The organism is Streptomyces sp. NPDC005784 (assembly GCF_042871525.1).
Classification (GTDB): domain Bacteria; phylum Actinomycetota; class Actinomycetes; order Streptomycetales; family Streptomycetaceae; genus Streptomyces.
Genome location: NZ_JBIAIQ010000030.1, coordinates 1 through 25,968, shown reverse-complemented (window position 1 = coordinate 25,968; position 25,968 = coordinate 1). Strand labels below are relative to the sequence as shown.

25 protein-coding genes and 1 tRNA gene are annotated in these 25,968 nt (G+C 70.6%); 14 read left to right on the top strand and 12 right to left on the bottom strand.

Annotated features, from left to right (window positions below; all coding sequences use genetic code 11):
- Window positions 1-47 precede the first annotated feature (47 nt).
- Window positions 48-704, top strand: coding sequence for a LytR C-terminal domain-containing protein (locus tag ACFYR3_RS33760; protein WP_355852966.1), 657 nt, complete (start codon window positions 48-50; stop codon window positions 702-704).
- 72 nt (window positions 705-776) lie between these two features.
- Here the strand turns inward: ACFYR3_RS33760 and upp are convergent, their stop codons facing one another.
- Window positions 777-1,412, bottom strand: a complete 636-nt coding sequence (upp, locus tag ACFYR3_RS33755) for a uracil phosphoribosyltransferase (protein WP_261703858.1) — start codon at window positions 1,410-1,412, stop codon at window positions 777-779.
- A 138-nt stretch (window positions 1,413-1,550) separates the two neighbouring features.
- Here upp and ACFYR3_RS33750 point away from each other — a divergent pair, with 138 nt between their 5' ends.
- The 4 genes from ACFYR3_RS33750 to ACFYR3_RS33735 all read left to right on the top strand — a co-directional run bounded on the left by ACFYR3_RS33750 (window position 1,551) and on the right by ACFYR3_RS33735 (window position 4,378).
- Entirely contained in the window at window positions 1,551-1,733 is a 183-nt protein-coding gene (locus tag ACFYR3_RS33750) for a hypothetical protein (protein WP_351551613.1), read from the top strand.
- Window positions 1,734-2,885: 1,152 nt separating this feature from the next.
- On the top strand, window positions 2,886-3,425 hold the full coding sequence (locus tag ACFYR3_RS33745) for a hypothetical protein (RefSeq protein ID WP_355848419.1): 540 nt from the start codon (window positions 2,886-2,888) through the stop codon (window positions 3,423-3,425).
- Between the two features lie 259 nt (window positions 3,426-3,684).
- A complete protein-coding gene (gene tadA, locus ACFYR3_RS33740) occupies window positions 3,685-4,116 on the top strand; it encodes a tRNA adenosine(34) deaminase TadA (RefSeq protein ID WP_356784529.1) in 432 nt (143 codons plus the stop codon).
- Window positions 4,117-4,293: 177 nt separating this feature from the next.
- A tRNA-Ser gene (locus ACFYR3_RS33735) sits at window positions 4,294-4,378 on the top strand.
- A 262-nt stretch (window positions 4,379-4,640) separates the two neighbouring features.
- On the opposite strand, the gene ACFYR3_RS33730 is transcribed toward ACFYR3_RS33735, so the two are convergent.
- Window positions 4,641-5,501, bottom strand: a complete 861-nt coding sequence (locus ACFYR3_RS33730) for a calcium-binding protein (RefSeq protein ID WP_355848391.1) — start codon at window positions 5,499-5,501, stop codon at window positions 4,641-4,643.
- A 642-nt stretch (window positions 5,502-6,143) separates the two neighbouring features.
- Here ACFYR3_RS33730 and ACFYR3_RS33725 point away from each other — a divergent pair.
- The 5 genes from ACFYR3_RS33725 (at window position 6,144) to ACFYR3_RS33705 (ending at window position 10,056) form a co-directional block, all read left to right on the top strand.
- Window positions 6,144-6,323 (top strand): hypothetical protein, encoded by a 180-nt coding sequence (locus ACFYR3_RS33725; protein WP_037615173.1) that lies wholly within the window; start codon window positions 6,144-6,146, stop codon window positions 6,321-6,323.
- A 127-nt stretch (window positions 6,324-6,450) separates the two neighbouring features.
- Window positions 6,451-6,744, top strand: coding sequence for a Dabb family protein (locus ACFYR3_RS33720; RefSeq protein ID WP_356784477.1), 294 nt, complete (start codon window positions 6,451-6,453; stop codon window positions 6,742-6,744).
- Between the two features lie 216 nt (window positions 6,745-6,960).
- The gene (locus ACFYR3_RS33715) at window positions 6,961-8,016 is read left to right on the top strand and encodes a SigB/SigF/SigG family RNA polymerase sigma factor (RefSeq protein WP_389285739.1); all 1,056 of its coding nucleotides are present in this window, start codon (window positions 6,961-6,963) and stop codon (window positions 8,014-8,016) included.
- A gap of 244 nt (window positions 8,017-8,260) precedes the next feature.
- A complete protein-coding gene (locus tag ACFYR3_RS33710) occupies window positions 8,261-9,157 on the top strand; it encodes an RNA polymerase sigma factor SigF (protein ID WP_355848382.1) in 897 nt (298 codons plus the stop codon).
- 50 nt (window positions 9,158-9,207) lie between these two features.
- Window positions 9,208-10,056, top strand: coding sequence for a hypothetical protein (locus tag ACFYR3_RS33705; RefSeq protein ID WP_389285737.1), 849 nt, complete (start codon window positions 9,208-9,210; stop codon window positions 10,054-10,056).
- A 225-nt stretch (window positions 10,057-10,281) separates the two neighbouring features.
- On the opposite strand, the gene ACFYR3_RS33700 is transcribed toward ACFYR3_RS33705, so the two are convergent.
- Window positions 10,282-10,479: a hypothetical protein gene (locus ACFYR3_RS33700; RefSeq protein WP_261703852.1), complete on the bottom strand. Its 198-nt coding sequence runs from the start codon at window positions 10,477-10,479 to the stop codon at window positions 10,282-10,284.
- A gap of 299 nt (window positions 10,480-10,778) precedes the next feature.
- On the opposite strand from ACFYR3_RS33700, the gene ACFYR3_RS33695 reads away from it, so the two are divergent.
- The 3 genes from ACFYR3_RS33695 to ACFYR3_RS33685 all read left to right on the top strand — a co-directional run bounded on the left by ACFYR3_RS33695 (window position 10,779) and on the right by ACFYR3_RS33685 (window position 14,753).
- Window positions 10,779-11,285, top strand: a complete 507-nt coding sequence (locus ACFYR3_RS33695; protein WP_355848376.1) for a MarR family transcriptional regulator — start codon at window positions 10,779-10,781, stop codon at window positions 11,283-11,285.
- 21 nt (window positions 11,286-11,306) lie between these two features.
- A complete protein-coding gene (locus tag ACFYR3_RS33690; RefSeq protein WP_389285734.1) occupies window positions 11,307-13,835 on the top strand; it encodes an MFS transporter in 2,529 nt (842 codons plus the stop codon).
- Between the two features lie 93 nt (window positions 13,836-13,928).
- Window positions 13,929-14,753, top strand: a complete 825-nt coding sequence (locus ACFYR3_RS33685; RefSeq protein ID WP_355848370.1) for a YceI family protein — start codon at window positions 13,929-13,931, stop codon at window positions 14,751-14,753.
- 52 nt (window positions 14,754-14,805) lie between these two features.
- Here the strand turns inward: ACFYR3_RS33685 and ACFYR3_RS33680 are convergent, their stop codons facing one another.
- Window positions 14,806-15,534, bottom strand: coding sequence for an ANTAR domain-containing protein (locus ACFYR3_RS33680; RefSeq protein ID WP_355848414.1), 729 nt, complete (start codon window positions 15,532-15,534; stop codon window positions 14,806-14,808).
- Between the two features lie 154 nt (window positions 15,535-15,688).
- Here ACFYR3_RS33680 and ACFYR3_RS33675 point away from each other — a divergent pair, with 154 nt between their 5' ends.
- The gene (locus ACFYR3_RS33675; protein WP_355848367.1) at window positions 15,689-16,159 is read left to right on the top strand and encodes a PPOX class F420-dependent oxidoreductase; all 471 of its coding nucleotides are present in this window, start codon (window positions 15,689-15,691) and stop codon (window positions 16,157-16,159) included.
- Between the two features lie 119 nt (window positions 16,160-16,278).
- Here ACFYR3_RS33675 and ACFYR3_RS33670 read toward each other — a convergent pair whose 3' ends face one another.
- The 8 genes from ACFYR3_RS33670 to ACFYR3_RS33635 form a co-directional block, all read right to left on the bottom strand.
- On the bottom strand, window positions 16,279-17,052 hold the full coding sequence (locus ACFYR3_RS33670; protein WP_355848364.1) for a TetR/AcrR family transcriptional regulator: 774 nt from the start codon (window positions 17,050-17,052) through the stop codon (window positions 16,279-16,281).
- A gap of 273 nt (window positions 17,053-17,325) precedes the next feature.
- Window positions 17,326-19,632: an ArnT family glycosyltransferase gene (locus tag ACFYR3_RS33665; protein ID WP_389285731.1), complete on the bottom strand. Its 2,307-nt coding sequence runs from the start codon at window positions 19,630-19,632 to the stop codon at window positions 17,326-17,328.
- On the bottom strand, window positions 19,629-21,128 hold the full coding sequence (locus ACFYR3_RS33660; RefSeq protein WP_355848358.1) for a glycosyltransferase: 1,500 nt from the start codon (window positions 21,126-21,128) through the stop codon (window positions 19,629-19,631). Before ACFYR3_RS33660 ends, ACFYR3_RS33665 begins: the two co-directional genes overlap by 4 nt.
- A 14-nt stretch (window positions 21,129-21,142) precedes the next feature.
- Window positions 21,143-22,786, bottom strand: a complete 1,644-nt coding sequence (locus ACFYR3_RS33655; RefSeq protein WP_355848355.1) for a HAMP domain-containing sensor histidine kinase — start codon at window positions 22,784-22,786, stop codon at window positions 21,143-21,145.
- Window positions 22,783-23,523 (bottom strand): response regulator transcription factor, encoded by a 741-nt coding sequence (locus ACFYR3_RS33650; RefSeq protein WP_261703843.1) that lies wholly within the window; start codon window positions 23,521-23,523, stop codon window positions 22,783-22,785. The genes ACFYR3_RS33655 and ACFYR3_RS33650 overlap by 4 nt, the downstream gene beginning before the upstream one ends.
- 175 nt (window positions 23,524-23,698) lie before the next feature.
- Window positions 23,699-24,592: an amidohydrolase family protein gene (locus ACFYR3_RS33645; RefSeq protein WP_389285783.1), complete on the bottom strand. Its 894-nt coding sequence runs from the start codon at window positions 24,590-24,592 to the stop codon at window positions 23,699-23,701.
- Window positions 24,593-24,677: 85 nt separating this feature from the next.
- Window positions 24,678-25,028, bottom strand: a complete 351-nt coding sequence (locus ACFYR3_RS33640) for an antibiotic biosynthesis monooxygenase (RefSeq protein ID WP_355848349.1) — start codon at window positions 25,026-25,028, stop codon at window positions 24,678-24,680.
- A 164-nt stretch (window positions 25,029-25,192) separates the two neighbouring features.
- On the bottom strand, window positions 25,193-25,968 hold a 776-nt coding region (locus tag ACFYR3_RS33635; RefSeq protein ID WP_389285728.1), incomplete at its 5' end, for a DUF2797 domain-containing protein.

The following is a 25,968-nucleotide window of genomic DNA, read 5'->3' as shown; positions in this document are numbered from 1 at the left end:
ATGATCATCTAGTAGGCATTGGCGTCTCGGCGCACTACGCTGCGCCCATGAGCATGCTTACTCCCCCTGGCATGGGTGGCCAGTATCGGATCACGGGGGACAAGTACCCGCGGATGCGCCGCCCTCGTGGGCGTCGCAAGTTCGCGTTCGTGAGCGTCGCCTCCGTCACCGCACTCGGGCTGATCGGGTGGGGGACCCTGCAGCTCATCGACATCTACACGGGCGGCAGCAAGGCCACGGCCGCGGGCACCAAGGCGGACTGCGCGTCGAAGGTCACGCCCTCGGCGAAGGCCTCCGCGGCCGCCGCCCTCGCGGCCACGCTGCCCAAGCCCGGCCAGATCACCGTGAACGTCTTCAACGCGACGCCCCGCAGCGGGCTCGCCAAGCAGACGGCGGACGAGCTGAAGAAGCGCGGCTTCAAGATCGGTGACGTGGGCAACGCGACGGCCGCGTACGACAAGAAGGTCGCGGGCGCCGGACTGCTGCTCGGCGCCAAGGCCGCCGACCAGGCCGCGCTCCCCGTCCTCAACACCCAGCTCTCCGGCGCCCAGCTGAAGACCGACGGCCGCGCCCGGGCCACCACGGTCGACCTCATCATCGGCACCGAGTTCAAGGCGCTGACGAAGAAGGAGGACGCCGACAAGGCGCTGACCGTCCTGGCTCAGCCCGAACCGGCGCCCTCCACCTCGAAGAAGAGCTGCTGACAAAGCCGTCGGCTCCGGGGGCGCTCTCGAAGGAGAGCCGCCGACTCCGGAGCCGCCGCGGCCGCTCCGGAGTTACTCGGCGGCCCCGTACATCCGGTCCCCGGCGTCGCCGAGACCCGGCACGATGTAGCCGTGCTCGTTCAGGCGCTCGTCCACCGAGGCCGTGACGACGGTGACCGGCGTGCCCGCCAGATCGCGCTCCATGAGCTCGACACCCTCCGGGGCGGCGAGGAGGACCACGGCGGTGACGTCGTCGGCGCCGCGCTTGATCAGCTCCTGGATCGCGGCGACGAGCGTGCCGCCGGTGGCCAGCATCGGGTCCAGGACGTACACCTGACGGCCGGAGAGGTCGTCCGGCATACGGGTGGCGTACGTGGACGCCTGGAGCGTCTCCTCGTCGCGCACCATGCCCAGGAAGCCCACTTCGGCGGTCGGCAGCAGCCGGACCATTCCATCGAGCATGCCGAGGCCCGCGCGCAGGATCGGCACGACGAGCGGGCGCGGGTAGGAGAGCTTGACGCCCGTGGTCGGGGAGACCGGGGTCACGATGTCGACCTGCTCCGTGCGCACGTCGCGGGTGGCCTCGTAGGCGAGCAGGGTGACCAGCTCGTCGGCGAGCCGCCGGAAGGTCGCGGAGTCGGTGCGCCGGTCGCGCAGGGTGGTGAGCTTATGGGCGACCAGGGGGTGGTCGACGACGTGAAGACGCATGTCCACAACAGTAGCGGGGCTACCGCCACCCGCCAGTGACCCGCCCGGCAAGGGCCGCCGCCCCGCATCACCCGTCCGCTGGCATCAAACCGCCCATCGGAGGGAAGGTGGGAGGGACGGACCTGGGGTGGTGTGCCAATGCGGAACCCGGAAGAGGAGACCTCCGAGCGGCTGGAGAGCGACGCCGAGCGAAGGAGGCGACGGGCTCAGTTCCTGCGCGACCTGACCGAGGCGCGCGAGCTGCGCGACCGGGTCCAGCCCCGCCGCGCCAAGACCGCCCGGCTGCGCCACGCGATGCGCATGCGAACGTTCCGCTGGTAGCCGACACCCACCGACCGTAGACCCGCAGGCCGCAGGCCGCAGGCCGCAGGCCATGGTCGTCGGCCGCAGGCCACGGTCACAGGCAATGGTCGTCGGGCCCTCGCCCACCACGGCGGTCGGAACCGCACGCCGTCGTCGCCGACCTGCACCGGTCGCGATCGTCAGCCCGCCCGACGCCGCAGTCGTCGGACAGCGCCCCGCCACGGATGAGGGCCCGCCAGCCATCGTCGCCCCCTGACACCCGCCGCGGCCGTCGGCCCGCACGCCATGGCTGCGGGCCCGCGGCCGCCACGGATAACAGCCCGAACGCCATCGGCGCCCCCTGGCGCCCACCACAGACGTCGGACCGCACGCCACCGTCGCGGCCCACGCCTGCCACGATCGTCGGACGGCCCGCCGCCGCCGTCGGCCCTGCGCCCTGCCACGGATGAGGGCCCGCCAGCCATCGTCGCCCCCTGACACCCGCCGCGGCCGTCGGCCCGCGCGTCATGGCCGCGGCCTGCGCCCGCCACGATCGTCGGGCCGCCCGCTGCCGGGGCGCGCCCCGTCACGGAGGCGGCACGCGCCCCGGCACCGATATCGGCCCGCGCCATGGCCGGCGGGACCGCGCGCGTCGATGACGTAGGCCCGCGCAGCGCGTCTTCGGCGCTCCCGTGCCGGAGCTGTGGCGCGTCCGCAGGGGGGCGCCACGCCCACGGGGAGGCGAGACGGAGAGTCGAGGACGAGGCCGCTGCCGCCGTGGTCGACACGCCCGTGGGGGCCCGGCGGCGCTCTCCCACACGGCCGTTGCCGTGTGCCCGCGCCGCCGCCGGTGGCGCGGCCGCCGTGACGGGGTGACGCGCCCGCACGGCGCTCGGTGGCACGCCGGGGGAAACCGGACGCCCGGCCACTGTGGAATCGGGCCACGCCCGCGTCAGGAGGGGCCGTGTGGTGGACACGGCGGGCGGAGAGATGCCTACACGGCGCGGGCATCCGCGTACGATCCGCTGTTAGCGATCAAAAGAGGCAGACACAGCAGGCCGAAGACATCCCCTGAACGCTCTGTTTCTGCCACGATTCCGAGTGGGCGGGGCTCAGAGCAGCACTCCCCGCCCACAGCCTCCGCCGGGGGGAACCCCAACCGGCACGCCTATGACCAGTGGGAGAGTCACGGTGTACTTCGCCGCACTGCTCGCGCGCACCGAAGACGGGTGGGAAGCGAGCGATACAGAGCTCGACGATGTGGAAACCCTGTCGGATCTGACCGACCTGGCCCGTGAAGTCTCGGACGAGGACACGGTGCTCGTACTCATCGAGCAGGAAGACGCGTGGTTCGGCGTCGTCCGCGTGGACGGCGAGGAGGATCCTCGTATCTACGTCTCGGACGCCGCCGCGGCTGCCCGTAGCTCGTACGGCGAGATCCTGCTCACGGACGAACTACTAGGACGGGAGCCGGGCGACGACGACGCCGACCTGGACTCCCTCGATCTGGACGGCACGGAGGACGGTGAACCCGGGGACTCCGAGGACGACGAGGAGGAACAGGGGAGCGTGTCCGGCGATGCCGTGTCGCACAGCCCCGTCGGGGACCGCTACATCCTCGCGGACCTCGGAGTGAACGAGAGGGAACTGCTGGCCCTGGACGAAGGCGACGCGCTCAGCACGATCGCCGAAGCGCTGGGAGCGGCAGAGGTCCTGGAGACCGTCCGCTAGGCCCCCGGAAACGGTGGGCCCAGCCCCCTTGCCCGCGAGCCAACCCCATCCGACGAGCCGGCCCCATCCAGCGGGCCGGGTCTTCGCCTGTCGTTTGCCACTTGCCACTTGCCTCTCGCCGGACGGCGGGACGGCGGGGGACGGCGCCCGCAGGTCCCTGCCGTCGGACCCGGCGGGATTCCGCTAGGTTCCCCGGGTGAGCACCCCCCACCAGGTACCCCGGCCGCCCGATCCCGTACGTGATCGGTGGCGGGCCCCGATGCGGCTCGCGCTGGCCGAGGCGCGGCTGGCGGTTCAGGGCGGGGACGTTCCCGTCGGCGCCGTCGTGCTGTCCCCGGACGGTACGACCGTGCTGGCGGCCGGACACAACGAACGTGAGGCCACCGGCGACCCGACGGCGCACGCCGAGGTCCTGGCGTTGCGCAGGGCCGCCGCCGGGCTCGGTGAGTGGCGGCTCTCCGGGTGCACGCTCGTCGTCACCCTGGAGCCCTGCACGATGTGCGCGGGCGCGCTCGTCCAGTCCCGTGTCGAACGGGTGGTCTACGGCGCCCGCGACGAGAAGGCGGGCGCGACCGGCTCCGTCTGGGACGTCGTCCGCGACCGTCGGCTCAACCACCGGCCCGAGGTGATCGAGGGCGTCCTCGCCGAGGAATGCGCCGCGCTGCTCACCGACTTCTTCCGCGACCGCTGACCGACCACCGCCGCCCACCGGGCGGGCCCGGGGCAAGCCTCTGCCGCGCACCGGGAGAGGCACCGGAACATGCCCGGCCGAGCACCGGCCGGCCGTCCGCCCGCGTCCCGCGCCGAAGGTCCGGGGCCGCCGAAACGGATTTCAGACCACGGCCCACCTTGGGGTAGGGTCTCCCTCGGTAGCGTGTCCGAGCGGCCGAAGGAGCTCGCCTCGAAAGCGAGTGTGGCGCAAGTCACCGAGGGTTCAAATCCCTCCGCTACCGCAGGTAGACGACGGGCCCGATCCATTGGATCGGGCCCGTCGTGGTTTTCCGTCTCGGTTCGGCGGGAAGGCCGAGCCGTCAGCCGGGCCGGGCACCGCGGCGACAGCCTGCCTCATTCAGTGCTGTGACGAACGCGTCGTGGGCGTCCGCCGGAGGCTCGCGGTAGCGCCCCGCCGATCACGAGCCTCGATGACGCGCTGCCCGTCGGGCGCGCACGGGAAAGGCCCCGGAGTGATCCGGGGCCTTTGATTCACCTGCTCATTCAGCGAACGTCGACGTAGTCGTAGGCATCCGCGACGGACGAGGTGCTGTTGCCCGCGTAGTGGAAGCGATAGGTGCCGTCCACCGAGGCGGTCACCGTGGTCTTCAGGTAGCCGCTGGACGAACTCGTGATCGTCTTGACGGTGCTGTAGGTGCTGGCGCCCGCCTTCTTGAACTGCAGCTGGACGCTCTGGCTGCCGTAGCCGTAGTACTTCAGGTACGTCCAGCTCGCGCGGTTGAGAGTGCCGGTGACCGTGATGGCCTTGCCCTTGGTGACGGGCTCCGGACTGGCGTTGAAGCCGCTGAAGCTCGCGGCCCGCTTCACCCAGCTGTTCTTGTAGACGTCCTTCTCGACGTAGTCACCGTCGCTGCCGACGGCGTACGCGGCCACGTTCCACTTGCCGGCCAGGAAGCTGTTGTACAGCGTGGACGTGTCAGAGTCCCCGGGCTCGGCCGTGATGGTGATTTTGCAGGTGGCCGACGTGGCGCTCCACTGGTCGCAGGTCGCGTCCTGGTCCGAACCCATGGCCCCGTCCACGTCGGGGTCGGTGTCGGACAGGCTGGTGCCGTGCCACAGGATGGCACCGGCGGTGTCGATGCCGGCCGGGTCGGTGGCGGTCACATAGATGTTGAAGCTCTTCGTGGACACACCGACGACGACGTCCGTGTTGGCGTTGACCGTGACCTTGGTGATCTGGGTGTCGCCCTGGCTGTCGTCGGCCGGCGCGGTGGCCGTGAACGGCGACATCTTCGCGGTGAAGGGGGTCGGGCCGTCCGTCGCCTGGGCGGCCGGAGCGACGAGGGCGGTGAGCGCCACGACGCCGGACACGGTCGCGGCGGCCAGACTTGCACGAATACGCATGCGCGTTCCTCAAGTGGACTGAGCGCCTCACGTTCAGTGGGGGTCACGTGGGCACCAAAGGTGTCGGAGGAGTCTGTCTGACTCTCGTTCAGAGACTCACGACAACGAGGAACAGTTGTACGGGTACTTGAGAATTTTTGAACACTCGGTGACAACTGACGGACCGTCGAGATCTTCCGCGGCCCCACCTGCGGCAACGGCACTCCGGTCACCCGGTGTGGATCCCGGCCCTTCGTGCGTTCGGGGGGGCGGGGTTCCGTACGGCCCAGGACGCGGAAGGCCCCGGCGGTGCTCGGCCGCCGGGGCTCTTCCGCACCCGGAAGGGTTCTCCGCTCCCAAAGAGGAGGGGGAAGCGGCGCATCGGGGGCGACCGCTTCCCCCACGGAAGGGACCCGCAGGTCCACGCCGCCGTCTCGGGGGAAGTCGGGCGGCGAGAACCCCGCAGTGGGGTCCCACCGGGCCCCGTGGACTCCTGCTCGGATACCGCCGGGGCTCCCTTCCATCCTGGACCGCCGGAGCGCCGGTGATGCCCGGCGAAAGACCTCGACCAGCGGGTCGTTGGTCCTTAAAGGCGGCGTGAAGGTTACACTCACCGCCGGCAGCAGGGGGCCCACGGGCGCAGCAGTCACAGGGGAGGCCGCCATGGCGGTGAATTCGAAGAAGATCGCCATCTACGTGCTCGTGGTCTTCGCGCTCTACGTGATCATCACGGATCCGGCCAAGGCCGCCGACTACGTCCAGATAGCGTTCGAGGGCATATCGAACGCCGCTGGGGCGATCGGCGACTTCATGACCTGGATCGCCGACGGGGCAAAGAACTGACGTCAGGCGCCGACGCCCGCGCGTCGGGGATTCCGCGCGTCCGGCGTCGAGTAAGCATGACGGAGCGAGGCGCGGCCGGGCACGGACGCGACCGAGCGAAGAACCACCTCACCACCAGGGAGTGCCCGTGATCCGCCATCTGGTCCTCTTCAAGCTCAACGACGGTGTCCGGCGCGACGAGCCCCGCGTCGTCGAGGGAGTCGCCGCCTTCCGCGCGCTCGGCGGCCTGATCCCCGAGCTGCGGGTCTGGGAGTGCGAGTGGAACATCAGCGACCGGCCCATCGCGTACGACTTCGCGATCAACGCCGCCGTCGAGGACGCCGACGCCCTCAAGCGTTACCTGGAACACCCGGCACACGTGGCCGGTGTCGCGCTCTGGCGGGAGTTCGCCACTTGGGTGATCGCCGACTACCCGTTCTGACCGTTTTTGATCGCACTCCTTTTCCGAGCCCTTGACCGCAACCGGTCAGGGGTTTTTGGCGCCTTACGCCCCAACTCGCCTCCAACTCACCTCCAACACGGCGTTATGCGGTGCTTGCACACAGTGCACATGTCTTGTGATGCTATGACCGCTTTTGACGAATGAGTTGACGGATACGTTGACGGATCGTTGACGAATGAAGAGGTGGCGTTGACCGTGTCGGCCAGTACTGCGCCGCCCCAGGAGGAAGCCCCGGCCAAGGCCCAGGCACCGGCCCTCACGCCCGCCCCGCCCTCGCCCCCGGCGCAGACCACGGCAGCGATCACCGCACCGAGTGCCCCGAGCCCCGCAGGCGGCCCCACAGCCGGTCCAGCAGCCACTCCCTCGCCCAGCCCCGCGTCTCCCACGCCCAGCCCCGCGTCCGGCCCCACCGCAACTCCCGCACAGAACCCCGCGCAGGACCCCGCGCCCGGCCCCGCACCGATCCAGGAGGTCACGCAGGAGCGGCGTCGCGGTGCGGACACCCGGGCCCTCACGCAGGTGCTCTTCGGCGAACTCAAGGTGCTGGAGCCGGGCACCCCCGAGCACAACCGGATCCGCGGCGCCCTCATCGAGGCGAACCTGCCGCTCGTCCGCTACGCGGCGGCCCGCTTCCGCTCCCGCAACGAGCCGATGGAGGACGTGGTCCAGGTCGGCACCATCGGCCTGATCAACGCCATCGACCGCTTCGACCCGGACCGCGGCGTGCAGTTCCCGACCTTCGCGATGCCGACGGTCGTCGGCGAGATCAAGCGGTACTTCCGTGACAACGTTCGCACCGTCCACGTACCGCGCCGGCTGCACGAGCTGTGGGTGCAGGTGAACAGCGCGACCGAGGACCTGACGACCGCCTTCGGGCGCTCGCCCACCACCGCAGAGATCGCCGAACGGCTGCGCATCGGCGAGGAGGAGGTGCTCTCCTGCATCGAGGCGGGACGGTCGTACCACGCGACCTCCCTCGAAGCGGCCCAGGAGGGCGACGGGCTGCCGGGACTGCTCGACCGGCTCGGCTACGAGGACCCCGCGCTCGACGGCGTCGAACACCGTGACCTCGTACGGCATTTGCTCGTACAACTGCCCGAACGCGAGCAGCGGATCCTGCTGCTCCGCTACTACAGCAATCTCACCCAGTCACAGATCAGCGCCGAGCTGGGAGTCTCCCAGATGCACGTGTCAAGGCTGCTCGCCCGCAGCTTCGCGCGTCTTCGATCCGCAAACAGGATCGAGGCGTAACCGAAAAGAGCGAATCGCTCAAGGTCACATTTTTTGGCAGTTGAGCGCTGAAATACCGTCAGACCCCCTTCTTCCAGGGCTGATCCACCCTCTACATGTCGACAAGTCTCTACAGCGTGTTGCCGACATGTGACATTCTGCCGGAAGCGCGTTTGCCGCGGCCTCGCCTCCGGTATTCAGGTGGAGGCTGCGTTCCTCCGACGGGAGCGACTGCCGCGACCGTCCGCGACCCAAAGGGGGTGGCATGTCCGCAGATCAGGGCAGCTCGAAGGTGCTCACGCTCACGAAGAGCGACGCAGTGCCCGAGGCGCACGCCACGCTTCACGATGTCCCTGCCGCCGAGGCCCCGGAAGCCGTTCTGGTCCCCGAATCCTCGGGCGCCATCGACACCCGGACCCTGTCCCGCTCCCTCTTCCTGCGGCTCGCCGCACTCGCCGAGAACAGCCCGGAGCGTGGTTACGTCCGGGACACCCTCATCGAGCTCAACCTCCCGCTCGTCCGGTACGCGGCGGCCCGCTTCCGCTCCCGCAACGAGCCGATGGAGGACATCGTCCAGGTCGGCACCATCGGCCTGATCAAGGCGATCGACCGCTTCGACTGCGAACGCGGCGTCGAGTTCCCGACCTTCGCGATGCCGACGGTCGTCGGTGAGATCAAGCGCTTCTTCCGCGACACCTCCTGGTCGGTCCGCGTTCCGCGCCGCCTCCAGGAGCTGCGGCTCGCCCTCACCAAGGCCAGCGACGAGCTCTCGCAGAAGCTCGACCGTTCGCCGACGGTCGCCGAACTGGCCACCGTGCTCGGGGTGTCCGAGGAGGACGTGGTCGACGGCCTGGCCGTCGGCAACGCGTACACGGCGTCGTCGCTCGACTCGCCCGCCCCCGAGGACGACGGCGGCGAGGGCTCCCTCGCGGACCGCCTCGGCTACGAGGACACCGCGCTGGAGGGCGTCGAGTACCGCGAGTCGCTCAAGCCGCTGCTCGCCAAGCTGCCGCCCCGCGAGCGCCGGATCATCATGCTTCGCTTCTTCGCGAACATGACCCAGTCGCAGATCGGCGAGGAGGTCGGCATCTCGCAGATGCACGTCTCCCGTCTCCTCACCCGCACGCTGGCCCAGCTGCGGGAAGGCCTCATCTCCGACTGACCGCCCCACGCGGGGTTCATAATTGACGGGTCGTCAGCCACACTGGCGCGATGCGTCACGAATCGATACGTGGTCGCCGAGGTGCCCTGCTGGGCACCTCGGCGGCGGTGTTGTGTCTGGGCGGAGCGCTGGCCGCGTGCGGGAGCGGCGGGAGTGATGGCGGCTACGTCGCCGTCGGGGCCGCGGGCGGCTCCCCACGGGCGTCGGGGGCGGTGGTGGCGCCAACGGGCGAGGTGTCCCTGGTGCCGCTGGAGGGTACGGCCGCGGGCGACTCCAACACCGCCGGGAACAAGGGGAGTTCCGACTCGGGGAGGACGGCGTCGACCGCCGGTCCGGGCGGCTCCTCGGCCGACGGCACAGGTGGCCCGGAAGGCTCGGCGGTCCAGAGTGCCGGCTCGGGAGGGTCGGGTGCCGGCGAAGGTGGTTCCGGGGACGGGGCCGGGGACGGTGGCCCGGGAGGCACGGGGGTCGGCGACAGCGGCGGGTCCTCTTCGTCCTCCGGCTCGTCCTCCGGCGGCGACTCAGGTCGTGCAGGCGGGAGTTCGGGACATTCCTCCGCGCCGCCCGCGCCCGGGTCGACGGCGAGTGCCGGACCCGCCGTGCTCGGCGTCAGCGACATCTCGCGCGCGGCCGCCGATCGGCGGTGGTGCGAGAAGGTGACCGTCTCCTTGAGCAACACCGGTGGTACGGCGGTACGTTCGGGCACGGTGACGTTCGGGACGCACATCATCGGATCGCTCGGGATCGACTGGGCGACAATCCGGTCGACCGGGGCTCTTCCCGCGCCGATCGCCGCCGGCACGAAGAAGAGCGGGACCTGGACGGTGTGCGTCGACGCGTGGCGGGTGCCGCTGGGCATGCACGTCGAGACGCGGGACGTCTCCGTCCAGTGGAACTAGGGCCGTGGCCCTGCCGGGCTTCGTGACCTGCCGGGTTTCGTGATCTGGCGAGTCGCGTGCCCCACTGGGTTTCGTGACCCGCCGAGTCGCGCGCCCTACTGGGTTTCGTGACCCGCCGAGTCGCGCGCCCTACTGGGTTTCGTGACCCGCCGAGTCGCGTGCCCCACTGGGTTTCGTGACCTGCCGGGTCGCGTGACCCAGCTCGGTCACGTGTGTCCTGCTCGGTTACATGAGGGCGAGCCAGGCCACCGCGGCGACGACCGCGACGGCGAGAACGACGCCGACGATCAGGCCCACGCGGGGACCCGCGGGAGCGGCCGCCTGCTGCTGCCGGCCCTGGGGGGCCTCGTCGACGAACGCACGGAACATTTGGGTGCTGCCCGCGGGGTCGTAGTTGCCCTCGGGGCCCTGGGTGTTTGCCATAGGCCGGACCCTAGCGAATACGCGGGAGCTGCCCAAGTGCCGGGTTCCCCTTCACCCCGATCGTGACGCGCCCGCACACCACCCACGAGGAACCTGCACAGCACCTCACGACGGACCTGCACGCCACCTCACGACAACTTCAGGCCTTATCCGCCATCCTCCACTCCCACCCTCACCAGCAAGTTTACGTTCGCCAACACTTGCCTTTGCCAAGTTTTTAGCCCTGTAGTCGCCAACTCGTTTGCCTGCGGCAACCAACTTCTTTATGGTTGCCCAAAGCAACGAATACGGGAGGTGCGATGGCCGAGCAGGCGCAGTACGAGGAATTGGCTCGTCAGCTCAGCGCCATCGGTGCCGTGAAGAGGGACATGGGGCGGATCCTGCCGCCCGACTGCCCCAGCGGCTCGGCCGCCGTGCTCACACTGGTCGGCCGGTACGGCGAGATGCGGATGAGCAGGCTCGCGGAGCTGCTGTCCGTGGACATGTCGGTGACCAGCCGCCATGTCGCGCATGTCGCCGACCGGGGCTGGATAGAACGGTCCCCCGACCCGGCCGACAAGCGCTCACGCATCCTGCGCCTCACCGAGGCCGGCCAGGAGCAGCTGGACGAGCTCTCCCTGCGTACGTCGCGGCTGCTCGCCGACCGGCTCAGCCACTGGTCCGACCACGAGGTCGGACTGCTCATCGAGCTGATGGGCCGGCTGCGCGAGAGCTTCGGCGACTGCCGCTCCCCGCAGCGGACGCCCGCGCACCCTCCGCCGTATGCGACAGACGTATCAGAACTGACCACCCGTACACCCGCGTAAGTACGTAAGAAAAGGAACCCCATGGCAACGACCACACCAGCCGGTGTGCGGGGCTCTCACGCCAAGCACGGAGGCGCTGCCGACGGCGCTCCGATGACGCACCGGCAGATCATGGAGGCGCTCTCCGGGCTGCTGCTCGGCATGTTCGTCGCGATCCTGTCGTCGACGATCGTGACCAACGCGCTCCCCGAGATCATCGGCGACCTGGGCGGCGGCCAGTCCGCCTACACCTGGGTCGTCACGGCCTCGCTGCTGGCCATGACCGCGACCACGCCCCTGTGGGGCAAGCTCTCCGACCTGTACAGCAAGAAGGCGCTCGTACAGATAGCGCTCATCGTCTACGTGCTGGGATCGGCCGCCGCCGGTCTGTCCCAGAACCCCGGCATGCTCATCGCCTGCCGGGTGGTCCAGGGCGTCGGCGTCGGCGGTCTGTCCGCCCTCGCGCAGATCGTGATGGCCGCGATGATCTCCCCGCGTGAGCGCGGGCGCTACTCCGGCTACCTCGGCGCGACGTTCGCCGTCGCGACCGTCGGCGGCCCGCTGCTCGGCGGTGTCATCACCGACACCAGCTGGCTCGGCTGGCGCTGGTGCTTCTACGTCGGTGTGCCGTTCGCGATCATCGCGCTGATCGTGCTGCAGAAGACCCTGCACCTGCCCGTCGTGAAGCGGGACGTGAAGGTCGACTGGGGCGGCGCGTTCTGCATCTCCGCCGCGGTCTCCCTGCTGCTCGTGTGGGTCACCTTCGCCGGTGACAAGTACGACTGGGTCTCGTGGCAGACGTTCACGATGGTCGCCGGCGCGATCGTCCTCGGCCTGCTGTTCGTGCTGGTCGAGTCCAGGGCGAGCGAGCCGATCATCCCGCTGCGGCTGTTCCGCAACCGGACGATCACCCTCTCCTCCCTCGCGTCGCTCTTCGTGGGTGTCGCGATGTTCACCGGCACCGTCTTCTTCAGCCAGTACTTCCAGCTGGCGCGGGACAAGTCCCCGACGATGTCGGGCGTCATGACGATCCCGATGATCGGCGGCCTGTTCATCTCCTCCACGGTCTCCGGCCAGGTCATCACCAAGACCGGACGCTGGAAGTACTGGCTGGTCACCGGTGGCTTCCTGGTCACCGCGGGCCTCGGCCTCCTCGGCACGATCCGCTACGACACGACGTACTGGCACATCGCGATCTTCATGGCGCTGCTGGGCCTCGGCGTAGGCATGATGATGCAGAACCTGGTGCTCTCCACGCAGAACCAGGTGGCGCCGTCGGACCTGGGCTCGGCGAGTTCCACGGTGACGTTCTTCCGTTCCCTCGGCGGTGCGATCGGTGTCTCCGCGCTCGGCGCGGTCATGGCCAACCGGATCACCCACTACGTGAAGGACGGCCTCACCGACCTCGGCCCCAAGTACGCGGCCCTGGGCTCCGGTTCGGACTCCAGCTCCAGCATCCCGGACATGGACAAGCTGCCCGCGCCGCTGCGCACCGTGATGGAGAGCGCGTACGGGCACGGCATCGCGGACGTCTTCCTGATCGCGGCCGGCATGGCGCTGGTCGCCTTCCTCATCGTCCTGTTCATCAAGGAGGTCCCGCTGCGGACGTCCGGCGCGATGGCCCAGGCCGCCGCGGAGCAGGCCGGGACTCCGGTCGCCGAGGCTCCCGTCGCCGAAGCGGTCGAGGCCGCGGCCACCGCGACCCTCGCCCCTTCCGTCGTCGCCACGGCCGAGGCGGCACCCGAGGGCACGCAGCGGCTCGCCGCGGTCGCCACCGCGACGCGGGAGAGCGCTCCGCAGCCCGCGTCCGGCGGCATCCGGGTGCACGGTCACGTCCGCGGCGCCGAGAGCGCGCCCGTCCCGCAGGCCGCGGTCACGCTGATCTCGCAGACGGGACGCCAGCTCGGCCGGTCGGTCGCGCAGGCCGACGGCTCCTACGCGGTGGACGCGCCCGGTGTGGGCTCCTACGTCCTCATCGCCTCCGCCGACGGCTTCCAGCCGCAGGCCTCGACGATCGTCGTGAACGACGAGCCGCTCGCGTACGACATCCTGCTGAGTGGTACCAGCGGGCTGAGCGGTGTCGTCCGGGCCGCCGAGGGCGCCGCCCCGGTCAAGGACGCGATGGTCGTCGTGACCGACGTCCGCGGTGATGTGCTGGCTTCCGGAACCACCGGTGAGCAGGGCGAGTTCGCCTTCGCCGAGCTGGTGCCCGGCGTCGTGACGGTCGCGGTGAACGCCGCGGGCCACCGGCCGCGTGCCCTGCCCGTCGAGGTCGGCGGTACCGGGGTCACCCGGATCGAGGTCGACCTCGACTCGGGCGCCCAGGTCCAGGGTGTCGTACGTGCCCCGCACGGCCCCCTGTCGGACGCCCGCGTGACGCTGGTGGACGCGGCCGGCAACGTGGTCGGCACGGCCAGGACCGGCAGTGACGGCGCGTACGCCTTCACCGACCTGGACGGTGGCGAGTACACCGTCATCGCGGCGGGCTATCCGCCGGTGGCGACCGCGCTGACCGTCGGCGGCGGTGGCGTGGACGACCACCACATCGAACTCGCCCACCCCGGCGAGTAGTTCGAGCCCCGGCCCGTGGGGTGCGCGCACTCTGAGCGGAGGTGCGTCCCCCACGGGCCGGTTTTCATTGCTTCATCGCAAGGAGTAACTGCCATGGGACTGACCGCGAAGATCCGTACGCGGGACGGCTGGGCCGTGTCGCACGCGGTCGTCACGCTGACCGACTCGGCCGGCGCGCAGGTGCTGCGGGCCGAGGCGGACACCGACGGGACCGTGCACGACACCACGGGCCTCGCGCCGGGCGCCTACACGGTGATCGTGACCGCGCTCGGGTACGCGCCCGCCGCGGCCGGCGCGATCGTCACGGCGGCCGGCCGTGCCGAGGTCGGCCAGGTGACGCTGGCCCGCCGGGGCGGCACCGAGCTGCCCCCGCCGGGACCCTGGACCATCGACCCGGCGCACTCCTCCGTCGGCGCGGTCGCCCAGCACCTGGGCATCTCCAGCGTGCACGGCCGCTTCACGGACTTCGCGGGCCGTATCGAGATCGCCCCGGACGAGGTGGCCAAGTCCCGCGTCGAGGCGACGATCACGGCCGCCTCCATCGACACAGGCAACGGCATGCGCGACGGACACCTGAGGTCGCCGGACTTCCTGGACGTCGAGAAGTACCCGTTGATCACCTACCGCTCGACAGAGCTGACACCGGCCGGCTCCGACCGCTGGACCGTGCACGGCGAACTCACCCTGCACGGTGTCGTACGTCCCGTCGACCTCGACCTCGCCTACCTCGGCACCGGCGCCGACCCCTGGGGCGGTACCCGCGCCGCGTTCCGCGCGACCGCCGAACTCCACCGCGAGGACTTCGCCCTGCACTACAACCAGATCGTCCAGGCGGGCATCTCCGCCATCGGTACCACCCTGAAGGTGGAACTGGACATCCAGGCGGTGCAGGGGGAGTCGCTGCCGGCGGCCGCCTGAGCGCGGCTCACCCGCCCCGCTCTCCTGGTTCGCCCCGCTCTCCTTGCCCGCCCTACTCGCTCTCGCCGGCGTCCACGATCCGTCGGGCCAGGTCACGGAGCTTGACGTTCTCCCGCTGGGAGGTCCGCACGAGGCTGTCGAAGGCCTCGGAGACGTCGATGCCCAGCCGCTCCATGAGGATGCCCGTGGCCTGCCCGATCAGATCCCGGGTGCGCATCGCCTCGGTGAGCTGTTCCCGCAGAGTCGCCGAGTCCAGCGCGATGCCGACGTGAGCGGTGAACAGCCGGCCTATCCGGGTGGCCGACTCGTCGAAGGCGCGGGGCGTCCGCGCGTACGCCGTCAGGACGGTCAGCCGGCGACGGTCGGCACGCAACCGCAGCGACAGCACCGACCGCAGCCCGAGGCCCGACAGCGCGAGATCCCCGTCCTCGTCCGCCGAGGCGCTGTCCTCGATCCGGGCCACCGGCGCGGTCCACAGCCGGCTCCAGTACGGGTGATGCTCGCGGCCCGCGTTCAGGGCGTCGGCGCTGCGGACGACCTCGTGCGTCCAGGCCAGGGTCTGTCTGTGGGCCTTGTGCTCGATGACGGAGATCCCGGCGTGCTCGGCACCGGGCAGGATGTGCACGGCCAGCCGGACCGCCGTACGCAGGGTGGCATGGGGACTCGATGTCTCGTGCAGCTGCTGAGCGGCGACCGTGAGGCCTTCGGCCAGCTCAAAACCCGTAGCGAAACGGGGCAATTCGGAAAACTCGGACGCAGCCACCACGAACCTCTTCGGCATGCACGGCCAAACGGCCATGCGCAGGAGAGCTCCGCAGCACATTCCCGACTGCGAGCACAGGACAAAGAGCACCTTAGCTGCTCCGATGGGGTCCGGTGCCGCCCACCGGCCCAGCCCGCGGGCGACTGAGGGGCACCCGGCCTAGGCTGATCGCATGGCACCCAACATCGCGACGAACACCTCAGTCTCCCTCGACGAGTTGCTGGACTTCGTACGCCCCCGCCACCGGGCCCTTCTGCTCACCCGCCGCGCCGACGGCGGTCCCCAGGGCTCCCCGCTGACCTGCGGTGTCGACGACTCGGGCCGCATCGTCGTCTCGACATACCCCGAGCGCGTCAAGACCCGCAACGCCAAGCGGGACGAACGGGTCAGCCTCATCGTCCTCAGCGACGAGTGGAACGGGCCCTGGGTCCAGATCGACGGCACCGCCGAGGTCCTCGACTCCCCCGATTCCGTCGAGCCCCTCGTCGAGTACTACCGGAACATCGCCGGTGAGCATCCCGACTGGGCCGAGTACCGCGAAGCGATGCGCAAGCAGGGCAAGTCGATCATCCGGATCACCCCCACCCGGTGGGGACCGGTGGCAACGGGCGGCTTCCCGGCTCACCTGGCTCCCCAGGACTAGCGGGCCTGGACACCCATTCTTCCGCCCCCTACGCCCCTGCCCTTCCCGTACCCGGAGCTCCGCCCCGGACCCCCGCTCCTCAAACGCCGGAGATGCTGAAATCTCCTGCGGCATGGGGCTCAGCCCCGTGCCACCATCGCCTCGATCCCGGCGATCAACAGCTCCAGCGCGAAGGCGAAGTCCCGCTCCCGCATCTCCGACACGGTGTCCCCGCCCCGCGCCTCCATGAGATCCGCCGCACTCTCGAAGTGCGCCGCGAACTGCGGCTGTTGGCTGATGGTGCTCATGGCCTGCCGGAAGTACTCGTCCTGCGACGTCTCCGCCGAGGCGCACCGCTGCACGAAGTGGCCCTCGATCGTCCCGAACCCGTACACGAACTGGAACACCGCCGACATCGCCCCCATCTGCCCGTGCGCCGGCATCCCGGTGTCCCGGATCACCTCTCGCATGCGCAACGAGAACGCCATGGAACACGGCCCGATGTTCAGGAAGTTCCCGATCAGCGTCGACACCCACGGGTGGCGCACCAGCAGCGCCCGGTACCCGACGGCCAGCGCCCGCAGCTCCTCCCGCCAGCCTTCCTCCGACTCGGCGTCCGGCAAAGACAGTTCACCGAAGACGGCGTCGAGCGCGAGCTCCAGCAGATCGTCCTTGGTGTCGACGTACCAGTACACGGACATCGCCGTGACGCTCAGCTCCGCCGCCAGCCGCCGCATGGAGAACTTCGCCAGACCCTCCGCGTCCAGCAACCGCACCGTGGCCTCGGTGATCCGCTCCCGGTCGAGCCCGGACGGCTGGCCACCGCCCCGGGAGGTCCCGCCACGGGGTGCCTTGCCCTCCAGCCAGACACTGGTCCGCGCCGGTCGCTTCGCCCTGTCGGCTGCCCTCACCATGGCGCACCCTCCTCGGAACTCGAACCACGGAGCGGGCGGAACTCCCCGGTCCGCCCTCCTCGATGATGCCAAGCGGGCACTCCCCGGAGAACCACACGCCGGATCCCGGGCGCCCTCACACGGACATCGCCACCGCGGAGTCTGCCCCTTTCGTCCGCCGCGGCAACGCCGCCGCCAGGAGCGCGTCGGGGCAGCGGCACCGCAAAAGGGCGGTGGCCCGGAGCGAACGCTCCGGGCCACCGCCCGCCCACAGAACCCGCGGCCGGCCGCGGGTCAGCTGCTGCTCGTCGGCTGCGTCAGGTCGTAGAAGGTGGCCGAACCCACCGTCACCTTCTTGAAGTTGGCCGTGACCCACGAGCTGATGCCCGAGGAACTGGACGTGGTGCCGGAGCTTCCGCCACCGTCCGCGCCGCCGCCCATGCCGCCGCCCATGCCGCCGCCCGAGATGAAGTAGTGGATCTTTCCGTCCGTCACGTACTTCTTGAACTGGGCCAGGGTCGGGGACGGGTCGGTGCCGTTGAAGCCACCGATCGCCATCACCGGCTTGCCAGTGGCCAGTTGGTAGCTCGCGGAGTTCTGGGAACCGACCGCGGCGGCCGCCCAGGTGTAGTCCTCCGCGTTCTTCGAGAGCAGCGTCCTGGCCGCGGAGCTGACGGTCGCCCCGTTCAGCAGGCCGCCCGCACCGCCACCGCCGCCCATGCCGCCCTCACCCATCGCGCCGCCGGGCATGCCGCCCTGCTGGTTCTGACCGCCCTGGGTATTGCCGTTGCCCTGCTGGTTCTGGCCGGGGAAGCCGCCGGTGCCACCCGTCGGGGGCTGCCCCATGCCGCCGCCCTGCTGCCCGTTCTGCGTGGTGCCGTTGCCGTTCTGCTGGTTCTGGCCGCCGCCGGGGAACCCGCCCCGCATGCCACCGCCGCCGCCGGGACCGCCGCCCCGGCCGCCCATCATGCTCGCCCCGGCCGGACCGGCCGTCACGATGGAACCGGTGTGCCCGGTATTCACCGTGGAGAGCGTGTACGCCGTCGGACCCGCGACCGAGGCCACGAAACTCAACCCGACCGCCACGAGGGCGAGTCGCCTGCCCAGCCTGCCCGCGAAGATCAGACCGAGCGCGCCGGCCAGACCGCCGACGAGGACCAGCCACTTGAGCCACGGAAGGTAGTCGGAGGTGCGGTTGAGGAGGACGTACCCCCAGACCGCGGCCGCGGTGACCGAACCGGCGAGGGTGAGCGACGCCCACACCTTGCCCCGCTCCTCCCACAGCACCGTCGCGCCCATGCCGACCACGGCGGCGATGTAGGGGGCCAGGGCCACCGTGTAGTACTGGTGGAAGATGCCGGCCATGTAGCTGAAGACCAGCGTGGTCATCAGCAGCGCGCCGCCCCAGGCGAGGAAGGAACCACGGACCAGGTCGGTCCGCTTCGCCTTCCAGGTGAGGACGATGCCGGCCACCAGCAGGATCAGGGCCGCCGGGAGCAGCCACGAGATCTGACTGCCGATCTCGGAGTTGAACATCCGGTTCCAGCCGGTCTCGCCCCACATCCCGGTGCCACCACCGCCGCCACCACCACCGACACTGCCGGTCTCGTCGCCGTTGATACGGCCGAGGCCGTTGTAGCCGAAGGTCAGCTCCAGGAAGGAGTTGTTCTGCGAGCCGCCGATGTACGGGCGGGAGGACGCGGGCCACAGTTCGACGATGGCGACCCACCAGCCGCCGGCGACGACCATCGCGACCGCGGAGAGGCCCAGCTGTGCGAACCGCTTCCGCAGCGTCACCGGCGCGCAGACCGCGTACAGCACGGCCAGCGGCGGCAGGATCAGGAAGGCCTGAAGCGTCTTGGCGAGGAAGGCGAGGCCGACCGCGACGCCCGCCCAGAGGAGCCACTTCGTCCGGCCGTCCTCCAGGCCGCGGATCACGCAGTAGACCGTGACGGTCATGAGCAGCGCGAGCATCGCGTCCGGGTTGTTGAACCGGAACATCAGCGCGGCGACGGGAGTGAGCGCGAGCACCGCGCCCGCGATCAGACCTGCGGCCGGGCTGAACCGGCGGCGCACGGCCGCGTACAGGACGCCGACCGTGGCCACGCCCATCAGCACCTCGGGGACGAGGATCGCCCAGGAGCTGAGACCGAAGATCCGTACCGACAGGGCCATCGGCCACAGCGAGGCCGGGGGCTTGTCGACGGTGATGGCGTTGGCCGAGTCGAGCGAGCCGAAGAAGAATGCCTTCCAGCTCTGGCTGCCCGCCTGTACGGCCGCGGAGTAGAAGGAGTTGGCGTACCCGGAGGCGCTCAGGCCGTACAGGTACAGCACCGTGGTGGCGAGCAGCAGACCGAGGAAGGCGGGGCGCACCCAGCGCGGGTCCTCCGGCCGGCCTCTCCAGGCCCGCCGGAAGAAGGGCTGCTCGGGCTCACCGGCCCCGGGGCCGGCGACCGCGGACGGGGCCTGCTCCGGGGGAGGCGTCGAGGCGGGCGGCCCCCAGGCGTGACCGGAGCCGCGGCTCGTACCGGCGCTACCGGTGTTCGTACTGGTACCGATACCGGTACTGGTACCGGTGCTCGTGTCGGGCTGCGTCGTCATCGCGCGTTCCTCGGATCGTGATCGTGCGGGCGCACCGCCTGCAACTGCATGGTCGAATCCCGCCAGGAGCGGTCCGCCGCTTCACCGGCGCGGAACTGGGCCGTGTCGTACGGGGCCGTGTCGTACGGGGCCGAGGGCGCCGCCGGGCGATGCGGCAGCGGCGGATACGGGTCCACTCCCTGCCGTACGGCCGTCGGATGGAACGGCGGGGCCGGCTGGTGCGAGGCCAGCACCGGGGACGGCGCCGGTGTCTCGCCCTGCCGGTCGGGGAAGACCCAGGCGCGGAAGAGCAGGAAGCGCAGCACGGTCGCCGCGAGGTTGGCGGCGATGAGCACCGCCAGCTCGGTGGAGTGCGCGGGATCGCTCGTCCCCGCGTTCAGGGCGGCGAGGGAGCCGCTGGTCAGGGCGAGCCCGATACCGAAGACGACCAGGCCCTGCGCCTGGTGCCGAACGGCGCCGCCCCGGCCGCGTACGCCGAAGGTCAGCCGCCGGTTGGCCGCCGTGTTGGCGACCGCCGACACGAGCAGCGCGAGCGCGTTGGCGACCTGGGACCCGGAGAAGGAGCGGAAGCCGCTGTAGAGCAGCAGGTAGAAGAGGGTGGACAGGCCGCCCACGACGCAGAAGCCGACGAGCTGGCGGGCCAGTCCCTTGGGTACGTCGGTCAGTTCACGGTCGCGCGGGTCGTCCCCGAAGGGCCGGGCGAGCCGGTCGAGCGACAGCGAGCCGGTGGCGAGGGCCCGTCCCACCCGCCACACCCCCTTGAGGTCGTCCGTCGCGGTCTTCACGATGTGGACGGTCGAGTCCGGGTCGTCGACCCAGTCGACCGGTACCTCGTGGATGCGCAGTCCGGCCCGCTCGGCCAGCACCAGCATCTCGGTGTCGAAGAACCAGCCGGTGTCCTCGATCAGGGGCAGCAGCACCTGGGCCACATCACGGCGGATCGCCTTGAAGCCGCACTGCGCGTCCGAGAAGCGGGCCTGGAGCGAGCCGCGCAGGATCAGGTTGTACGTGCGGCTGATGAACTCCCGCTTGGCGCCCCGCACCACACGCGAGGAGCGGGACAGCCGCGAGCCGATCGCAAGGTCCGAGTGACCGGAGATCAGCGGGGCCACGAGCGGGAGCAGCGCGTTCAGATCGGTGGACAGGTCCACGTCCATGTACGCGAGGACCGGCGCGTCGGACGCCGACCACACGGTCCGCAGCGCCCGGCCGCGGCCTTTCTGCTCCAGCCGGAAGGACGTGACCTCCGGGATCTGTGCCGCCAGCCGCGCCGCCACCAGTGGAGTGGTGTCCGTGGACGCGTTGTCCGCCACCGTGATGCGGAACGCGTACGGGAACGTGCGCTTGAGGTGCTCGTGCAGTCTGAGCACACATGGCTGGAGGTCCTTCTCCTCGTTGTAGACGGGGATCACTACGTCCAGGACAGGCGTACCGGCGTCTCCGGCCGGGAGGTGCTCCCGCGCCGGCAGGTTGCCGGGAGAAGAGTCGGTTCGCATGGGAACGACTCTGGTCAAGCGCCCTGTTGCACCCATGTGGTGGCGCTGTGCTGTGCCTGTGAGTGCGGTTGCCACGATGTTTCGAGGACAAGCGCGGGCAGATGCAGGGTGAACACGGTCCTGCCGGGGACGCTGTCCACGGTCACCGCGCCGCCGTGCGCTGCCGCGACGGCCTGCACGATGGCGAGCCCGAGACCGGTCGAGCCGGAGGAACGCGAACGCGACGAGTCCCCCCGTGCGAACCGCTCGAAGACGCGGGGCAACAGATCGGCCGGAATGCCCTGTCCGTCGTCCTGGACGTCCACGCACAGCCACGGCCCGTGCCGGTGCACCCGCGCGGTGACGGTCGTCCCCGGTGGAGTGTGCGTGCGGGCGTTCGCGAAGAGGTTGACCATGACCTGTTGCAGGCGCGCGGCGTCCGCCGACACCAGCGCGGGCTCCTCGGGCAGTTCGAGCCGCCAGTTGTGATCGCGCCCGGCGGCCCGCGCGTCGCTCACGGCGTCGATCACCAGGGGTACGAGGTCGGTCTGCTCGTACTGCAGCGGCCGCCCGGCGTCGAGCCGCGCGAGCAGCAGCAGGTCCTCCACCAGCCCCGTCATCCGGCCGGCCTCGGACTCGATCCGACCGAGGGCGTGCCGGGTGTCGGGCCCGGTCTCCTCCCTGCCGCGTCTGGTCAGCTCCGCGTACCCGCGGATGGAGGCCAGCGGTGTCCGCAGCTCATGACTGGCGTCCGCGACGAACTGGCGTACGCGCATCTCGCTCTGCTGCCTCGCGTGCAGCGCGCCGTGGATGTGGTCGAGCATGCGGTTCAGGGCCGCCCCGACCTGCCCGACCTCGGTGTGCGGATCGGCCTCGGCCTCCGAGACCCGCTCGTAGAGCGTGACCTCCCCGGTGTGCAGGGGGAGTTCGGAAACACGGGTGGCGGTCGCGGCGACCTTGCGCAGGGGGCGCAGGGCCAGGCTGACGATCACGCTGCCCGCGATGGTGGCGGCGATGAGACCGGCACCGGTGATGCTCACCTCGACGAGGATGAGGGTGTCGATGGTGTTCGTGACGGACTCGGTGGGCAGGGCGACGTAGTAGTTGCCGTGAGCGCCGGTCATATACATGACGCGGTACTCGCTCAGGCCCGGGATGTCCACGGTGTGCGCGTTGCCGTCCTTGGCAACGGAGGCGAGCTCGGCCTTCTGTGCGACGGTGAGCGGGACGGCCTTCATCCGCTCGAATCCATCGCTGCTGGTGGACTGCTCCGCGGCGACGACCGCCTTGTCGACTCCACCGTCGGTGCCGAGTTCGGCCGCTATGGTCTTCGTCTGCGTTCCGCCCATGGCGACGAAATTGCCGAGCCTGTCAGCACCGGACGCGCCGTTGGCGGAAGCCGCCGAGCCGCCGTTGGGGTTCTCGGGATCCTGGCCGCCGTCACGCGGGTTCACACCCCGGATGTTTCCGGGGGGACCCGAGAGCCGCCGGCCCGCGTCGGTGATCTGCGAGTCCAGCTGCGTGTACAGATGCTGGCTCAGCGCGATGGTCGTCACCGTGCCGATCACGGCGCAGACCACCGCGATGAGCGCGACCGCCGAGACGACGAGCCGCGTCCGCAGGGTGCGCGGCTGTCGTCCTCGCCTCTTCTGCGCTCGTGGCCGTCGTCGTCCGCTCATGACACGGCGGGCTTGATCAGGTATCCGGCCCCACGCCGGGTGTGGATCATCGGTTCGCGCCCGGCGTCGATCTTGCGCCGCAGATACGAGATGTAGAGCTCGACCACATTGGCCTGCCCACCGAAGTCGTACGACCACACACGGTCGAGTATCTGCGCCTTGCTCAGCACCCGCCGCGGGTTACGCATCAGGAAGCGCAGCAGCTCGAACTCGGTCGCGGTGAGGTGGATGTTGTCACCGCCCCGCGACACCTCGTGACTGTCCTCGTCCAGGGTGAGGTCACCGACGACGAGCACGGACTCGGACCGCCGGTCCGCGGCGCCGGAACGCCGGATGAGACCGCGCAGCCGGGCCACGACCTCCTCCAGGCTGAACGGCTTGGTGACGTAGTCGTCGCCACCGGCGGTGAGCCCCGCGATCCGGTCCTCGACCGCGTCCTTCGCCGTCAGGAACAGCACCGGGACATCGGGCAGCTCCCTGCGGAGCCGGCCGAGCACCGTCAGTCCGTCCATGTCCGGCAGCATCATGTCGAGAACGACGGCGTCGGGCCGGAACTCGCGCGCGGTCTGCACCGCGCCCGTCCCGTCGCCCGCGCTGCGGATCTGCCAGCCCTCGTAGCGAAGGGCCATGGACAGCAGCTCGGTGATCGACAGCTCGTCGTCCACCACAAGCACCCGGACGGGGCTCCCGTCCGGCCTCAGCAGTTCGGTGCGCCCCTGGGGCGAGGTCGTGGTCATAGCGGACACCTTGGTGGGCGCCGCTGAGAGCATCCTTTCGGCAACCTGTGAATACCCTGAGAAACACACAGGTGCCTCTCAGGGAACTCCTGGGAAGATCATCCGGTTCCGGGCAGAGGCCCGGCGCCGGGGCTCCACGCCCCCTGCCGGGCCCTCCGCCCCGCCCCCGTCGACGTCATCGGCGGCCTTCGAGGCCGAAGAGACGTGCGCCGTTCTCGAAGCAGACCGCCCGCAGCCAATCGTCCCCCAGCCCGAGCCGTTCCAGCGCGCGCAGCTGGTGGACGTACGGGTACGGGATGTTCGGGAAGTCGGTGCCGAGGAGGACCCGGTCCCCGAGGTCCGCGAGCCGGGGCAGGAGTTCGGGCGGAAACGGGGCGAGCCGCTCGCTGAAGTCCGTGAACGCCATGGTCGTGTCGAGCCGCACCTCGTCGTGGCGCCCGGCGAGGCCGAGGAAGTCCTCGTACTCGGGCATCCCCATGTGCGCGAAGACGAACCGGAGCCGTGGATGCCGGCCGAGCACGGCCGCGACGGGTCCCGGCCCGGTGTGCTTGCCGGGCGAAGGTCCCGATCCGCAGTGGATCACGACGGGAATACCCGCCTCGGCGAGCAGCCCCCAGGCCGGATCGAGGAGTTCGTCCCCCGGGTCGTACGCCCCCACCTGCACATGCGCCTTGAAGACTCGCGCGCCCGCCTCCACTGCCTCGCGCACGTACCGTTCGACGCCCGGCTCGGGGAAGAGGGTGGAGGTGTGCAGGCAGTCCGGGGTCCGGCGGGCGAAGTCGACGGCCCAGGAGTTGAGCCACTCGGCCATGCCGGCCTTGTGCGGGTAGAGCATCGCCGTGAAGGCGCGCACCCCGAACTCCCTGATCAGCGCCAGCCGTTCGTCCTCGTCCGCGCGATAGGTGATCGGCCACTCGACGCCGCCGGTGAGCTCACCCAGCCCGTCGAAGTAGTCCCAGACCTTGCGCAGCACCCGCTCGGGCATGAAGTGCGTGTGGACGTCGACGAGCCCGGGCAGCCCGAGCCCCTCCCAGAAGCCCCGCACTTCCCGTGCTTCGTCCCGCACCACCACGGCCCCCTCGCCCCGCGCCTCCTGGGGCGCCTGGCTCCGCACCCTGTCATGCGTCTCCCCGGCGCCGTCCGCGGCCTCCCGCTCAGGCGCCTGCACGCTCGAACCCGTGGCTCCGCTCGACCTTGGCGATGTGCAGGGTGTACCGCTCGTACCACTCGGCCCGGCCGCGCCGCTGTGCCGCCCGGTGTTCGGCATGCGCGCTCCACTGCTTGATGGCGTCCTCGTCCCGGAAGTACCCGACGGTGATGGCCAGTCCGCCCGGCGTCCGCGCGTGGTCCATCCCCAGATAGCCGGGGATCTGCTCCACCAGCTCCTCCATCCGCTCGGCGGTCTCCCCGTACCCGGCGTCGTCCTCCATCCGTACGGAGGTGAACACGGCTACGTAGTAGGGCGGTTCATGGGCTGCGACAGGCGCTTGAGAGTGATCGCTCATGTCCGACACTCTCCTTCCGGGCGTCCCCCGTCGTCCAGCACCTTTCCGAAAGGGATCCGAAAGGGATCGAATTCTTGACCATGGGGCCCACAGCCCGCCCTTCCTTCACCCGGCTGCCCTCCCCGCCGATACTGCTCGGCCACGTCTCACCCTCCTCTTCCTCCTCAGAAGAGCCCGTCCTGAACACCGGCGTCCGGCGCCCGCGACTCCCGTACGGGAAAGGTGATTCCAGAGCTACCGTCCCCGTCCCCGTCCCCGCCCACCTCCCCGACGCCTGTCAGATCCCACCCCGTCATCAGCCGGGTGTCGAGAACGACGACTCCGCGCCCGGTGAGGAGATGGAGATCGGGACCCGCGGCACCGCACAGTTCACCACTGATCGCGCCTCCCGCGACCAGTTCGCGCACGACCCCCCGCGCGGGAGGGAGTCCGGCGAGTCCGAACACATCCGTGTGGTCGACGGGTTCGAAGGACGCGCGCCGGAGCGACTCCGGCCAGCCGTCGAGATCCCCGACGCGTGCGTGCAGCTCCCGGATCTCGGCGACGCGCTCCTCGGGCCCCGGCAGCGCCGCCCGCACCGCCCGCTTGTCGGCGTACGGAATCCGGTCCGGCACCTTGAGCGCGGCCCGCAGCAACTCCTCGGCGCGGCGGGCCGCCATCAACGGCCCCTGTCCCAGCCAGCTGAAGGTGACGGCGCCCTGCTCCAGGAGACGCGTGGAACCCCGCTCGACCCGCGTGATCCCCACCTTCACCATGCCGGGCCCGAACCACGCGAGATACACGTGGTACGGCCGCTGATCATCGGCCAGCGTGTCGGCGGCCACGGAGTGGGGGGGGGGCGCCCCCCCCCCCCCCCCCCCCCCCCCCCCCCGGGCCCCCCGCCGCCCCCCCCCCCCCCCCCCCCCCCCCCGCCCCCCCCCCCCCCCCCCCCCCCCCCCCC